Here is a 14,776-nt window from a genome sequence, read left to right on the forward strand (position 1 = left end):
TTACTCTCCCCCTTGGTAAATCTGTTTACTTAAGTAACGTTCACTTGAATCTGGAAAAATAACGACAATATTCGTTCCTGGAGCTGCTTTTTCCGCTTCCTGCAATGCCGCATAAAAGGCAGAGCCTGATGAACTGCCGACTAGCAGACCTTCTTTAAGGGCTAGTTCTTTCACCAGCCTGAAAGCGTCTTCATCACGTACTGTGTAAATCTCATGAAAATAGCTTTCATCCATATAAATCGGCAAGAACTCCATGCCAATTCCTTCTGTTTTATGCGGACCAGATTCACCACCATTCAAGATCGAGCCCTCCGGTTCAACAATCACCGTTTTAACTTGTGGATTTTGTTCCTTTAAATAACGGGCCGTTCCCATGAATGTTCCACCTGTTCCTGCGCCGGCAACAAAGATGTCCACATTTCCATCAAGCTGTCCCCATATTTCTGGGCCTAGTGTTTTATAATATGCAGCTGGATTGGACAGATTGGCAAATTGCTGTGGACAATAGGAGTTCGGAATCTCTTTTAGCAGTTGTTTGGCTTTAGTGATTGCTCCTATCATCCCTTCTTCAGTAGGCGTATTCACAACCTTTGCGCCTAGGGCACGCATCAATTCCTGTTTCTCTGCACTGAATTTTTCCGGCACACAAAAAATGACGTCAACGCCTTTGTTGATTGCGGCTAATGCCAGTCCAATCCCCGTGTTTCCCGCCGTTGGTTCAATCAATGTACCACCTGCAACTAATTCGCCGCTCTTTAGGGCAGCATCAAGTAATTCGCGACCAAGACGATCCTTTACACTTCCACCTGGATTAAAAAACTCAAGCTTTGCAAAAATTCGGACACCTTTTGGTAAAGAAAATTGGGTAATTTCCAACATCGGTGTATGACCGATCAATTCATGAATCCCACGATAAACTTCCATTTTTTCTCCCCCTCCTATTATTTCTCATGTTTTTAGGAGTATTTCAGAATGTGAGAGTGCGTTGAACGAAACCATTCTTTCGTCCAACGAATCTCCACGTATCTAACTTAGGCTTTTTTACTTAACTCTCTTTCAAGCGATCAATCATTTTGATAATCAGCTGTGATGAATGTAGTGCTGCCGTTTCTAGGTATTGTTCGAATGAAAGATTCGATTCTTTTCCGGCGATATCAGAAAGGGAACGGATAATCACAAATGGTGTGCCGAATTGATGAGCGACCTGAGCGATCGCGGCTGCTTCCATTTCAACTGCATATAGGTTCGTGAACTTGCCGCGAACAAAGTCAACCCGAACAGGGTCGTTCATGAACGAGTCGCCCGTTACGATTAATCCTTTGCCAACTTGGATATCGGTAATTTCTTTCGCAGCCATTTCTGCAATGGCAAACAATTTTTCATTCGGGATGAACGCTGCTGGCAACTGTGGAACCTGACCATATTCATAGCCGAAAATCGTTACATCCACGTCATGATGGCGTACTTCAGTAGAAATCACAACGTCCCCGACATTTAATGATGGCTCATAACCACCTGCAGAACCTGTATTAATAACCGCATCCGGCTTGAATTTTTCTAATAGAATCGCAGTAGACATGGCTGCATTTACTTTGCCGATTCCTGATTTCAGTAAAATGACCTCAACGCCGTTTAATGTGCCCGTATTAAATTCACAACCGGCAATCGTCATTTGTTCAAGGTTCTCTATTTTATCTCTTAGAATCGCTACTTCTTCTTCCATTGCTCCGATAATTGCTACTTTCATTCCTGTACCTCTTTCTATAATTTTTCAGCCTCCATAATCCAGACAAACGAGTTGCACTTATCGAATGATACAGTAAAGCCATTTTCTTTTAATATATCTTCTAAAAACGGGATTGTTGTATAGTATTCAGTGGATAGATCGTTTGCTAAATTATGATACCCAGACGATTTTGCATCAAGTATGGCCTGTTTATGATGTTCCTTTGTAAGATACATCGTATCCGCAAACACTATTTTACCACCAGTTTTTAATAATTGGCTATAGATTGCAATAGCTTTCGTCTTCTCGACATCATTTAAATGGTGGAACGCATAGGTGCTAATAATTGAATCCACATTCTCAAGCTTAGGAAACTCAAAAAAATCACCATCGACAATGTCGGTTCGATGTTGTAATTTTTCAAATGCCTTCTCTCTCATTGCAGGTGAAGGCTCCACAGCTGTTACCGTTAAACCAGCATTCAACAATTTTTCTGTCAAATTACCCGTTCCGATTCCGAATTCAATCGCGTGACCATGTACTCTGCTTACTACACTATCTAAAATCCGCTCATAGTTCAGAAACACTTCACGGTACTCTAAATTATGACCATCTACAGTATCATCATAAGATTTCGACCATTCTTCAAAAAGCTCGATAAATTCTCTTCCCATTTTTATCACCTTTTTATATTTAATTATTCCTATGAGCATAGTATGTTTTTGTTTTAAATCTGTTCTTAATCTACCATATCTTCTCCTTTCCTTCAACTATTAGTTTTCCCTGCGAATTAGGCTTTAAACGTGATAAAATAGCTCTATAACCTAAGTATATGGAGGCATGACCATGAATTTTCAGCTAGATTTAATCCAAGACAAAGTGGAATTCTTTGAAGCAGACACCATTAGAAATCTCGAAAAGCAAATACAAACACAAATCGAGATAAACAAAGCCATTCTCCTTGAAGTACAGTCCGTTTCTCACCAAATGCATGTGGAAGAAGGACATCGATTTTACAGTGCTGTCGTGCATTTTAAGATGAAAAATAATAAATTTTAATTTATAAAAAAAGGTCTGCCCTCGCAACTACAAGTAAAATAAGTGTTTATAACACATTACTACTGTAGTGTACGAGGTCAGATCCACTTTTAGGCATCCTCTTTGCTTTTTGTTAAATCACTTTTTTTCCACTTTCACTGGTTTCCAGCCCGAGCCTTCCACCCACTCGATGTTGACGCTGTAAACTTGCTTTGTATCCTTCGCCGAAACGGTTCCAACAGCTTTACCAGGCGCTCCGCCATTTCCCAGCCACAAGACTGTCATATTATCTGTAGAGATACCAGCTCCTTGCGCAACGGCATTTTCCATTTCTGTCCAGTTATTGGATCCTTTATCGAAATTTGTTACTTCGGCATTGGAAGATTGCGTAGTTCCCACCGAATCTGCTGAGTCACTTGTATTGGTATTCACGTCATTTTCGTCTTCAGATTCCAAATTGACCGTTGAATCATCTTGACCAGTCTCTTCAATTCCCGAATCAGCATTTTTTTCGCCATTTTCTTCGGTATTAGAATCATCATTTGCCGAAGATGAATCTTTATCCTCAGCTTTGCTCGTCCCTGTATCTCCTTTATCCGTTGGCTGAGTAGAAGCTTCCTTTGCTGGAGTCGTTGACGCTTGTTTCGTTTCGTCTTTACTAAATAAAATCGATCCGCCGACAATCAGAATTAACACGATCACAACAGTTATGGAAATATTATATATACGATTTGTTTTTCTCTGTTTGTCTTTGGTTGATGAACGTGCACCCGTATGAAAAGGTCCAGAATTTTTTTTCAATGTACTTCCCCCTCATTATTCAATACAAGGTCTATTTTAACACGTTCACGTATCAGTTTGAAGAGAATACTATCCCAAACTTTTATCCTTCTTTCAAACTATTTTCATGATTAACCGCATAAATCGCTTTGACCATTTCTGCAAAAACAGCTGCCATCCCACTCGTATTCTCCGTTGTATCTAAGTTAACAGCTACTAACGCATATTTCGGATTTTCATAGGGAAAGTAGCCAGCGAACCATTTGTTCAGCTTTCCTTCCTGGATTTTAGTCTGGGCTGTCCCTGATTTTCCTGCCACAGTATAAGGCAACTCCTTCAATAAAGCGCCGGTACCCTTTGGCTCATTCACCACACCTCTTAATAATTCTTGAAGCTTCATTGCTGTATATGGAGAGATTTTATTTTGATCCATTTCTTTTTTTGGAAAATCAATCGCAGATGTCCCATTGCTAAACTCGACCTTTTGTACCGCCTTCACCATTTGTTTTTCGCCGCCACGGGCAATCGTCGCCATCATATTGGCGACAGCAAGCGGAGTCACCTGAACATTTAATTGACCAATCGCTGTTTTGGCGACCATCTTCGGATCGTTCTTCAATTCATTCTGATTCTTCCAGATGGTTCCTGCTTGCTCGCCATACAGTTGTTTAAAAGCTGAATGATATAAATCACCTTGCCAACCAGAATACTTAGTGATCGCGAGTTTATCAGCATAAGTTTCAAAGAAATTAGCATCTTTTTTAGCTATTTCCTGGGACACTTCTGCAAATGCCCGGTTACAGCTTTGCGCAAAGCTGCTTTGAAAGTTTAACATCCCGAGCGGTCTTTGTTTTTCTTCCTTACCATCAATCGTTTTATTACAGTCAAACATTCGAGTCGGTGGCGCTGTTTCATAATCAATCGCTGCTGCAGCTACAACCGTCTTAAAAACTGAACCCGGCACATGTTGGGTGAGCATATTGTTGATTGCTCCTTCTCCATTCGGATGTTGCTTATCTAAGACAGGGCGAGAAACGCTTGCTAAGATTTCACTTTTCTCAATATCGAGTAAAATAAGTCCCCCCTTTTTAATTTGAAATTTATCTACGATTTTTTCTGCGGTTTCTTGAATTTCTTTATCTAGTGTTGTAATAACTTTTACAGGGTAAAGCGGATTGGCAGGTTCCACATATTTCACATCAACCCCAAACATTGGCCCTCCATTCGCATCAACATGAAACACAAGTTTAGACTCACCACTTGATACGAGAAACTCATCAAAAGTACGCTGTAACCCTTTATCCCCCACTCTTGTGTCAGGCGCAAGCTCAAGCTCAGGGTATCTTTCTTTCGGTAATGAAGAGTATTTCACCGTCAAACCAAGCAACTGGCTAGCTTGCATGCTTACAGAATTGAATTTCTGCTTCACAGCAAATACACCTGGTATTTTTAAGTTATTAATTGATTTCGACTGATACCCGCTTAATTCAAGCGGCTGATTACCGCCAAAAGCAAATGGTTTCTTTTCATTCAGAATTTCCGCTCGTAACTGATCTTCTCGAATCCCAAGAATTGATGCAACTTGGTCTGCAGGCCACTCCATCTTTTTTAAAAATGGAAATAAGACAAGCACTTGTTTCTCTTCATGGGTTAAAGGCTCACCATCCCGGTCATAAAACTTGCCGCGCCCATCGTCAACAGTTAATACTTGTGATCTCTGCTTCACACTCGCTTCGATTAAGTTTATATTACGTTTCGAAAACGACTCGGTGTTCCATAACTGAATGTCGACTAATCTCCCTATCAAAACGATTAACAGCACCATAATAAACGCACCTAGCCATTTTATTCGTCGTATTTTCATCATTTAACACCTCATCCCTATTTTGGACGAGGTCTCCATTTTTCAAACAATTATACATGCTTTAATTCTGGTGTTTATGATACAGTAGGAGTAGAAAATTTCCCAGGGGGCAAATGGATGAGAAAATTGATATTGGCCGATGCGGTTAAGCTGAAAAGTGTCCTATCAAAGCGCATTCAGGAATTAGAAGCAGAAATGGACCTACTTGCGTTTGTCGAAATCGAAAAAGGGTCAGAGATACCAAATCAGGTACGTAATCTCGCTGCAGTGGAAAAAGAGCTTGAAGAGGTTCGCAGTGATTTTCGCTTACTTGATAAGTTAATGTACAAAGCGAACTATGAAAATGAAGTTTCCTTTGAAGAGCAATCTTTAGCGATTGTAGAAGCGATAGAGCTCGCCACCCAGCTACGTGCACGTGCACGTAAATATAAACAATACGGCATCTCTGCTAAAGAAGAGATGATTCATTCCTATAGCGAAGCCATCACTTTAGTCAGGGTTGCAACATTTGATCCGGAAGTTTACCGTATAAAGGGTATTGAAACAGAAAGACAAGCAAACCGACTTTCGAATCTAATCAATGCGAAAAACTATCAAATAGAACTTGATTTTGATAGCGATAAATATTTTTAAGCCTTGAAGTGGTGAGACTCCGCTTCAAGGTGCAGAAGGAGACTCTTAATTTGTGGTGGCATATGTCACGTGGAAAATGGCTAAACCAATGACCTATTCCCCATTCCATCTTTACCCTTAACCAATCACCACCTATTGCAATGGATCTTAGAATCTTAGTTTTATATCCTTCTCCTTCTGTATTCCCCCAGGCCATATATTGGACTGGGGGATTTTAAATTGGCGGATATATCCAGGGAGTGACGCATATATCCACTCGTAGTTAACGGATCCGATTCCCAAATTCCAAGCAAAAAGGGTCAAACCCCGCTACTGTATAGTGTACGAGGCCTGACCCTTTTTAAAGCGGTTATGCAATTATTTAACGCTAATGATTTTCACAGATATGTCGCCGCCTGGTGTGTTAACGGTTACGGTTTCACCAAATTTTTTACCAATTAAGCTTTTGGCGATCGGCGAATCATTTGAGATTTTACCTTCAAACGGATCTGCTTCGGCACTTCCTACGATCGAATACGTTTCTTCATCACCATCTGGAAGCTCAACGAATGTTACTGTTTTACCTAAACCAACGGTATCTGAATTTGTACTATCTTCAACGATGATTTTCGCATTGCGAATCATATTTTCAAGCGTGGTAATTTTCCCTTCAACAAATGCTTGTTCTTCTTTCGCAGAATCGTACTCAGAGTTCTCAGAAAGGTCACCGAAGCTACGGGCGATTTTAATTCTTTCGACCACTTCTTTACGCTTTACCGCTTTCAAATATTCAAGTTCTTGCTCTAATTTCTCTTTACCTTCTTTTGTCATGGGAAATACTTTTTCAACTGCCAAAACCTTCACTCCTTCAAAATTCTTCACGATGCGAAAAGCATAGTGACCGTTTATGTAGTATCTAGCGATCTACACTTTTCTAGCTGTAACGCTCATCTGGCGAAAATAAAATAAAAACAAGCAACAATATATAAGCGGGGCTGCCCCAAAAGGGTCTGACCTCACACTCTATACATCGTTTAATATGCTATCGTCTTAAACAATATATAATTGATGTGGGGTCTGACCCTTTTATGGGACAGCCGCTTTGTACGTATTTTATTTTTCGTCCAATTTCGCCAGTTGTATAAAAGTTTAGACTTTGTTTAGTCCCTTTTTAACGTAAGTCTAAACCATGTAAGAAATAATTGCTTCTTATCTTTATCTATGCCATGTTATTACAAAAATGACTTTTGTTCAAGGATTGTTTGTATTTTTGTTACCATTAAATCGATTGCTACATAATTATGGCCACCTTCAGGAATGATAATATCCGCATATCGCTTCGTTGGCTCAATGAATTGGTTGTGCATCGGACGGACCACATTAATGTATTGATCGATTACTGAATTCAATGAACGGCCTCGCTCTTCGATGTCGCGGGACATTCTACGAAGAATTCGTAAATCAGCATCTGTATCCACAAATAGCTTCATATCCATTAAATTTCGTAAACGCTCATCTTCAAGAATCAGAATGCCTTCCAAAATAATCACATCTTTCGGCTCAACCTGGATGATTTCTTCAGAGCGAGTATGAATACTGTAATCATACACTGGTTTCTCGATCGATTCATAATCCAAAAGCTTGTGTATATGCTCAATTAGCAAATCATTATCAAATGCAAACGGATGATCATAATTCGTTTTTAACCGTTCTTCAAAAGGGAGATTCGTTTGATCCTTATAATAATAATCTTGTTCTAGCATTAAGATGGAATGTCCTTTGAAGCTTTCATAAATCGCGCGTGTTACGCTCGTTTTTCCTGAACCTGAACCGCCGGCTACTCCGATTACAACTGGTTTCTTTTCCATGTCCGTTAGTTCCCCTCTCGCATCATGTTGTTGGCAAATCAGGTTTATCCTTATTTCTTCGGATAATTTTTTAGATGATGATTGCTAGCACCCAAGTTCATTTCTTTTCCGTCTCACACGGTTGTGGGAAAATCTAAGATTTCTGAACTAAGAAATTCGCCTTAGTCTCCCAGTTCAAAAGAATAAGGCTGCCCATCGTTTCCATTCCTGTATATGCTTTATCACCTGAGAACTAACCCGGCGAACTAAAGGAAGCTCGTCTTTTCGCTATGTTTCCCGAACAATCGCTACTTATACGTTTTGAATACTTCCTATTTTCCGTATTAAGGTCCGTATATTATCCCGAGTTCACCGAGCCATTCTTATTGACTGTTAAAGAGTCATTTATCCAAACTAAGATTGAATATGTTCCACTTTTGTCAGTGTGACAAGAAGTTCTGATTTCTTTATTTTCGTTTCCCCTTATGCTTACTAATAGCAACACCATCACCAATTGGCAGAATGACTGTATGGTAATCGGGGTGATTGTGGAGCCAAACGTTATACTCTTTGATCTTCCGTACTAGACTCCGAATGCGCCTCAGTTCAATTTCTTCTTCCTTTACTGCCACTAAGCCTTTAAACAGCACATTATCTGTCACAATAATGCCGCCATCATTCAAGAAAGGCTCATATAGCTCAAAGAATTTTCTGTATTGGCCTTTCGCCGCATCAATAAAAATCGCATCGAAAGTACCATACTCTTTAATCGATTCTGTCACTTCAAGTGCATCACCTTCGACTAAAGTCACCCGATTTTGTGCACAAGCTTTTCTAATATTTCCCTTAGCCACACCAATTCGTTCCTCATCACGTTCAATTGTGACAATTTTCACATCCGGTAATGCTTCAACCATTCGAAGCGCCGAATATCCTATGGCTGCACCTACTTCCAAAATCGCCTGCGGGTTTTCAAGCCTTAAGATTTGTAGCAATGCTTCCATACCTTCTGGCTCCATAATCGGCACATTATGTAACCCTGCATACTCTTCCATCTCCGCTATCAAACCAGTTCGCTTGGGGATCAGCGACTGAAGATATTCATCTATGCTCATGTTTTTTTCCTCCTACGAAAAGCGCAAGCACCTTGCTACGAAAGAAGGTGTCATGCGCTACCACTTACATTCATTAAAGAGTTTAGCTCTATAGAAAAGCACAAGCACCATGCTCAATCGGCTAAAAAAGAGGGAGTTAACTATTTGAACGAAACAGCAAAACACCTCTAGAAACTTATACTTCTTATTTCTCATGAAAAACCCGGCCCTTGCCAAGTCTCATACGTTTATGAACAAAATCTCACTTGCCTAAAATTGCACTTTGACTATTTTACCACAAAAAGAGGGAGAATGTGAATATCTCTCTCCCAATTGATGTGTTATTATTTTTTATTTGTAATATATTTGGCTTTATTTTGATTATGTTCATCCAAGGTCTTTGCATAAACTACTTCTCCTGTGCTTGTTGCCAAGAAATACAAATAATCGGATGCTGCCGGATTCAAAGCAGCTTCAATCGACACTGTCCCCGCATTTGCGATTGGTCCAGGTGTTAAGCCCTTATTTTGATACGTATTATACGGGGAATTCACTTCTAAATCTTTATAAAGGACTTTTTCTTGGTGCTGACCTTTTGCATAAAGGACAGTTGGGTCCGTCTGAAGCGGCATATCAATTTTCATTCTGTTAAAGAAAACAGAAGAGATCATGTCACGATCCACTCTCGCTGTCGCTTCTTCCTCGATTAAAGAGGCGAGCGTCAACAGTTTATGATTACTAAATTGTTTTTCATTCATCTCATCTTTGTATTGAGCAAGAACTTCGTCCGTCTTTTTCAACATTTCTGTGACAATCATATCAAGACTCGGCTTTTCTTCATAAAAATCATAAGTAGCTGGGAATAAGTATCCCTCAAGTGGATACCTGACTTTTTTCCCATAAATTTCATCCGTTAACAAATCTGGATACTTCGCTCGCATTTTATCAATAAAAGCTTTATCATTCATTTGTTCGAACACGTCTTTGGGATCCTGATTGGTCTTTTCAGCAACGATATGTGCGATTTGTACAAGCTGCTTGCCTTCTGGAATCGTTATTTTCAATTGGGCATCCATCACAACTTTACCGGTTTTCAAACTTTTTATAATTTCCGGTAAAGTCATCGAAGACGCGAGTTTATAGCTTCCAGCCTGAAAACCAGATTCGTTTTTAAATTTAATATAATATTTAAATATTTTTGCGTTCTTAATAATTCCTTGTTCTGCAAGAATTGTCGATATATTACCAACAGAAGAACCAATCGGAATTTCTACCTCTTGTATCTTTTGATTATCCGGGTCAGCAGGATTTAGGGCAGATTGCACATACAAATAACCACCTATGCCAACACAAGCTGCCACTACCACAATCACCAACATGACAATCATAATAATTTTCCTCACTATTCTCGCCTCACCTTGCTGCTCGAGCAGTTTCTGCTGAAGATACTGTTTCTTTGTTTGTTTTTCCTGATTCATTTATGCTCCCCCTCTAAGCAAGCAACTGCTTATAACGGTATTTGCCGTCTTTCTCTGTAAAAGGCTACGCTCCGACTTATTATACTAAAATTCGCTAATAAAAACAGAATTTTATTGTAAATTATTATACAAAAAAAGAAAAAAGGCTGCCCCATAACGGGACAGCCTCTTTTAGCTACATAGAAGTGATCAAATAGATCAGTCTTCGTCGCCTTCTTCATCTAGGAATGTAGAAAGCATTTCTTCGATTACATCCCACTCTTCTTCTGTTTCAACAGGAGATAATTCGCCATCTTTATTATCTTCGCTTGGTACGAAAGAAGAAGCATGAATTTCCATTTCTTCATCTTCATCATCTTCAGCTGAGATTGGGTAGTAAAGGACATATGATTTGTTAAATTGCTCAGAATCAAATGTGAATAATACCTCGCAAAGCTGTTCGTTTCCGTTTTCATCTACAATTGTAATGTTATTTTCACCATGTTCCATTTGTATGCACCTCTTTATAAATTTGTTTGTCTGTCTAAAAAGCCTTGAAGAATCATGACTGCGGCCATTTTGTCGATGACCTGCTTCCGTTTACTTCTGCTCACATCTGCTTCAAGCAAAACACGTTCTGCAGCCATTGTACTCAGTCGTTCGTCCCAAAGGTGAGTTGGCAGCTTGAACTTATGTTCGAGGAGTTGTACGAATGCTTGACTCGCTTCGCCTCTCGGTCCTATCGTTCCGTTCATGTTTTTCGGAAATCCGATAACTATTGCAGAAACTTCGTACTCTTCAATAAGTTGTCCAAGTCGTTTTAAGCCAAAGTCCTTTTGGGCTTCATTAATCTTAATCGTTTCTATACCTTGTGCGGTCCAACCCATCGCGTCGCTAATTGCAACGCCAAGCGTTTTTGAACCTAAATCGAGCCCCATTGTACGCATTAACGACCCTCACGATGTTGTTTTAAATATGATTTTACCAATTCCTCAATAATTTCGTCACGCTCAAGCTTCCGTATGATATTCCTCGCATCCTGATGGCGCGGGATATAGGCTGGGTCACCAGAAAGCAGGTAGCCGACGATTTGGTTAATTGGATTATAGCCTTTTTCCTGAAGTGCACCGTAGACTTGGAATAATACCTCTTGCACATCTCTCTCAAAGGGCTCTTCCGGAAAGTTGAATTTCATGGTTTTATCAAACGAACTCATGTCCTGCACCTCTCTTCAACGTTCCATATTTCCGAACGGGTTTCCATGGATACATACATTGTACACTAGTCAGATTTATAATGAAACGGATTTTACCCATTCTTCCACAAAACTTAGTGCTTCATTCAATTTTTCAGGATTTTTCCCACCAGCTTGTGCCATATCGGGACGACCGCCGCCGCCGCCGCCGCAAATGCCTGCTACTTCTTTCAGCAATTTACCGGCATGGTAGCCTTGATCAATATAGTCCTTCGTGACAGCAGCAATCAAGTTAACCTTATCTCCTTGAGCCGAACCTAACACGATAATAACGGATTGTAGCTTCTGTTTCAATTCATCTGCCATTGTACGAAGATTATTCATATCTGTCGCTTGCACATTGGCAGCAAGAATTTTAACGCCGTTAACCTCTTTCACTTGTGAAACAAGATTTCCGGCTTCAATATTGCCAAGTTTAGCAGCTAGGCTCTCATTTTCACGTTGAAGATCTTTCACTTCTGCCAAAACAGATTCAATTCGGGCTGGAACTTCTTTCAGATTTGTTTTTAATTTGGCTGCCGCTTCTTTTAAAACGCCAATTTGATCAGCCATTAGTTTATAGGCACCCGCTCCAGTGACCGCTTCAATACGACGTGTTCCTGCGCCAATTCCACTTTCTGAGACAATTTTAAACAAGCCTATTACGGCTGTGTTCGGTACATGACATCCGCCGCAGAGTTCTAGACTATAATCGCCCACTTGAACGACACGAACGATTTTACCATACTTCTCACCGAACAAGGCCATTGCACCCATCTCTTTTGCTTCTTCGATGTTTTTGTAGTCAATGTTTACAGCAATGCTTTTCCAAATCTTTTCATTTACGATTGCCTCAATTTTCTCAAGCTCTTCCGCTGTGATTTGCCCGAAATGAGAGAAGTCAAAACGAAGACGGTCTGGTTCCACAAGGGATCCCGCTTGGTTTACATGAGTTCCTAGCACATCTTTTAACGCTTGATGCATTAGGTGGGTCGCTGTATGATTTTTAATAATTTGGCCGCGATTATCAGCATCAACGACAGTAATCACGCTTGCATCTTGTTTTAACGTTCCAGCTTCAACCGTCACTCTGTGTAGATTTTGCCCATTTGGTGCTTTTTGAACACCTAACACATTCAATTTCACATCTTCGTTAACAATGATCCCTTTATCAGCAATTTGTCCGCCGCTTTCCGCATAGAAGCTCGTTTGGCTTAAAATAACTTGTACTTCTTCCCCTTCATGCGCTTCAGTAATAAGGTCGCCATCCTTAACAATCGCAAGCACTTGACCTTCCGCTTCTAACTCATCATAGCCGACAAATTTGCTCTCTACTTTAATGTCGCCAAGAGCACCGCCTTGGATTTGCATCGAATCGACATCTTGACGTGCAGAGCGCGCACGTTCGCGCTGAGCTTCCATTTCTGTATTAAAGCCAGCTTGGTCAACCGTCATGCCTTGTTCTTCTGCATATTCTTCCGTTAATTCTACCGGGAAGCCGTATGTATCATAAAGACGGAATACGTCAGTTCCTGGGATGACTGTGCTGCCAGAATTCTTCGCTTTTTCAATCACATCAGCAAGAATCGATAAACCGTCATGCAATGTTTCATGGAAACGTTCTTCTTCATTTTTCACGACTTTCGCAATGAATTCGGCTTTATCTTTCACTTCCGGATAAAAGTCATACATAATTTCACCGACAACTGGCACTAGTTCAAACATGAATGGTCGGTTAATATTAATTTGTTTCGCATATCGTACAGCACGGCGCAGCAAACGGCGTAATACATAGCCACGTCCTTCGTTTGAAGGAAGTGCACCGTCACCGACAGCAAATGCCACAGTACGAATATGGTCAGCAATGACTTTAAATGCAACATCTTTTTCTACATCTGTACGATATTTCACGTCAGAAATTTCTTCAACAGCACGGATAATCGGCATGAACAAGTCTGTATCATAGTTCGTTGGCACGTCTTGGACAACAGAAGCCATCCGTTCAAGACCCATTCCTGTATCAATATTTTTCTTTGGAAGCGGTGTGTAGCTACCATCTGGATTATGGTTGAATTGAGAGAACACCAAGTTCCACACTTCAAGATGACGTTCGTTTTCGCCACCTGGATAAAGCTCAGGATCATTCGGGTCGTCGCCGTATTTAGGTCCGCGGTCATAGAAAATCTCGGTATTCGGGCCACTTGGACCCTCGCCGATATCCCAGAAGTTTTCTTCAAGACGGATAATACGTTCAGCTGGAATGCCAATTTTTTTATTCCAAAGTTCAAACGCTTCATCATCTTCAGGATGGATCGTCACAGCTAACTTTTCCGGATTAAAACCAATCCATTTCTCATCCGTCAAAAATTCCCATGCCCATGTGATAGCTTCTTCCTTGAAATATTCGCCAATTGAGAAGTTCCCAAGCATTTCAAAAAAAGTATGGTGACGCGCTGTTTTTCCAACATTTTCAATATCATTCGTCCGAATAGCTTTTTGTGCATTCGTAATCCGTGGATTTTCTGGAATCACACGACCATCAAAATATTTTTTCAACGTGGCTACCCCTGAATTAATCCATAGTAATGTTGGATCTTCATGCGGCACAAGAGATGCACTTGGTTCAACAGAATGGCCTTTTTCTTTAAAGAAATCTAAATACATTTGACGGATTTGAGCGCCAGTTAAGTTCTTCATAGCTATTTCCTCCTTATTTTTAAAAAGCGCCTTATCAGGGTCTGACCCTTAAGTTGGACACCCTAAATATTAGTTATTTCGTACTATGGAAACACCTTGTCATACCCATTTTTAGACACAAAAAAAACCCTAATCCCTGACAGGGACGAGAGTTTGCTCGCGGTACCACCCTGATTATGAGTGCAAATACCCACTCATCACCTCAATCAACGCCTTAACGCGGCATACGGCAGGAATTAACTGCACTCCGGACTAGCTTTCCACTGTTCTTCATTCTAGCATCCCTTTCAGCCGTGGGGATTGCCTCTCTGTAAAAAGGGCTGCAGTGTACTTGATCCTTCAACGAGTTTTCATGTGAAAATAAATCATATGTATTGGATTATATTCACAAGATTTTCATTTGTCAATGGATACCTGTCGATACCGC

The 14,776-nt window shown here is 40.4% G+C and carries 15 protein-coding genes; 2 read left to right on the forward strand and 13 right to left on the reverse strand.

What is annotated here, in order from left to right:
- From AC625_RS16275 to AC625_RS16285, 3 genes are all read right to left on the reverse strand, one after another.
- The gene (locus AC625_RS16275; RefSeq protein WP_049682234.1) at positions 1-924 is read right to left on the reverse strand and encodes a PLP-dependent cysteine synthase family protein; all 924 of its coding nucleotides are present in this window, start codon (positions 922-924) and stop codon (positions 1-3) included.
- A 121-nt stretch (positions 925-1,045) separates the two neighbouring features.
- The gene (gene mtnN, locus AC625_RS16280) at positions 1,046-1,747 is read right to left on the reverse strand and encodes a 5'-methylthioadenosine/S-adenosylhomocysteine nucleosidase (RefSeq protein WP_049682235.1); all 702 of its coding nucleotides are present in this window, start codon (positions 1,745-1,747) and stop codon (positions 1,046-1,048) included.
- A gap of 14 nt (positions 1,748-1,761) precedes the next feature.
- Positions 1,762-2,400 carry a class I SAM-dependent DNA methyltransferase gene (locus AC625_RS16285; protein WP_049682236.1) on the reverse strand — a complete coding sequence of 213 codons (639 nt, stop codon included), beginning with the start codon at positions 2,398-2,400 and terminating at the stop codon, positions 1,762-1,764.
- A gap of 172 nt (positions 2,401-2,572) precedes the next feature.
- On the opposite strand from AC625_RS16285, the gene AC625_RS16290 reads away from it, so the two are divergent.
- Positions 2,573-2,785 carry a DUF2536 family protein gene (locus AC625_RS16290; protein WP_049682237.1) on the forward strand — a complete coding sequence of 71 codons (213 nt, stop codon included), beginning with the start codon at positions 2,573-2,575 and terminating at the stop codon, positions 2,783-2,785.
- A gap of 117 nt (positions 2,786-2,902) precedes the next feature.
- Here AC625_RS16290 and AC625_RS16295 read toward each other — a convergent pair whose 3' ends face one another.
- Complete coding sequence (locus tag AC625_RS16295) at positions 2,903-3,565, reverse strand: YrrS family protein (protein WP_049682238.1); 663 nt, start codon at positions 3,563-3,565, stop codon at positions 2,903-2,905.
- An 82-nt stretch (positions 3,566-3,647) separates the two neighbouring features.
- Entirely contained in the window at positions 3,648-5,411 is a 1,764-nt protein-coding gene (locus AC625_RS16300) for a peptidoglycan D,D-transpeptidase FtsI family protein (protein WP_049682239.1), read from the reverse strand.
- 114 nt (positions 5,412-5,525) lie between these two features.
- On the opposite strand from AC625_RS16300, the gene AC625_RS16305 reads away from it, so the two are divergent.
- Positions 5,526-6,041 (forward strand): hypothetical protein, encoded by a 516-nt coding sequence (locus AC625_RS16305; RefSeq protein WP_049682240.1) that lies wholly within the window; start codon positions 5,526-5,528, stop codon positions 6,039-6,041.
- 357 nt (positions 6,042-6,398) lie between these two features.
- On the opposite strand, the gene greA is transcribed toward AC625_RS16305, so the two are convergent.
- From greA to alaS, 8 genes are all read right to left on the reverse strand, one after another.
- Positions 6,399-6,875, reverse strand: a complete 477-nt coding sequence (gene greA / locus AC625_RS16310) for a transcription elongation factor GreA (RefSeq protein WP_049682241.1) — start codon at positions 6,873-6,875, stop codon at positions 6,399-6,401.
- Between the two features lie 377 nt (positions 6,876-7,252).
- Entirely contained in the window at positions 7,253-7,888 is a 636-nt protein-coding gene (gene udk, locus AC625_RS16315) for a uridine kinase (RefSeq protein WP_049682242.1), read from the reverse strand.
- A 446-nt stretch (positions 7,889-8,334) separates the two neighbouring features.
- Positions 8,335-8,982, reverse strand: a complete 648-nt coding sequence (locus AC625_RS16320; RefSeq protein WP_049682243.1) for an O-methyltransferase — start codon at positions 8,980-8,982, stop codon at positions 8,335-8,337.
- Positions 8,983-9,305: 323 nt separating this feature from the next.
- Positions 9,306-10,439, reverse strand: coding sequence for an endolytic transglycosylase MltG (mltG, locus tag AC625_RS16325; protein WP_049682244.1), 1,134 nt, complete (start codon positions 10,437-10,439; stop codon positions 9,306-9,308).
- A gap of 198 nt (positions 10,440-10,637) precedes the next feature.
- Positions 10,638-10,928 (reverse strand): DUF1292 domain-containing protein, encoded by a 291-nt coding sequence (locus AC625_RS16330; protein ID WP_049682245.1) that lies wholly within the window; start codon positions 10,926-10,928, stop codon positions 10,638-10,640.
- Positions 10,929-10,942: 14 nt separating this feature from the next.
- Positions 10,943-11,365 carry a Holliday junction resolvase RuvX gene (ruvX, locus tag AC625_RS16335; RefSeq protein ID WP_049682246.1) on the reverse strand — a complete coding sequence of 141 codons (423 nt, stop codon included), beginning with the start codon at positions 11,363-11,365 and terminating at the stop codon, positions 10,943-10,945.
- Entirely contained in the window at positions 11,365-11,634 is a 270-nt protein-coding gene (locus AC625_RS16340; RefSeq protein ID WP_028391906.1) for an IreB family regulatory phosphoprotein, read from the reverse strand. Before AC625_RS16340 ends, ruvX begins: the two co-directional genes overlap by 1 nt.
- A gap of 75 nt (positions 11,635-11,709) precedes the next feature.
- Entirely contained in the window at positions 11,710-14,349 is a 2,640-nt protein-coding gene (gene alaS / locus AC625_RS16345) for an alanine--tRNA ligase (RefSeq protein WP_049682247.1), read from the reverse strand.
- Positions 14,350-14,776 lie beyond the last annotated feature (427 nt).

Source organism: Peribacillus loiseleuriae (assembly GCF_001183985.1).
GTDB lineage: Bacteria > Bacillota > Bacilli > Bacillales > DSM-1321 > Peribacillus > Peribacillus loiseleuriae.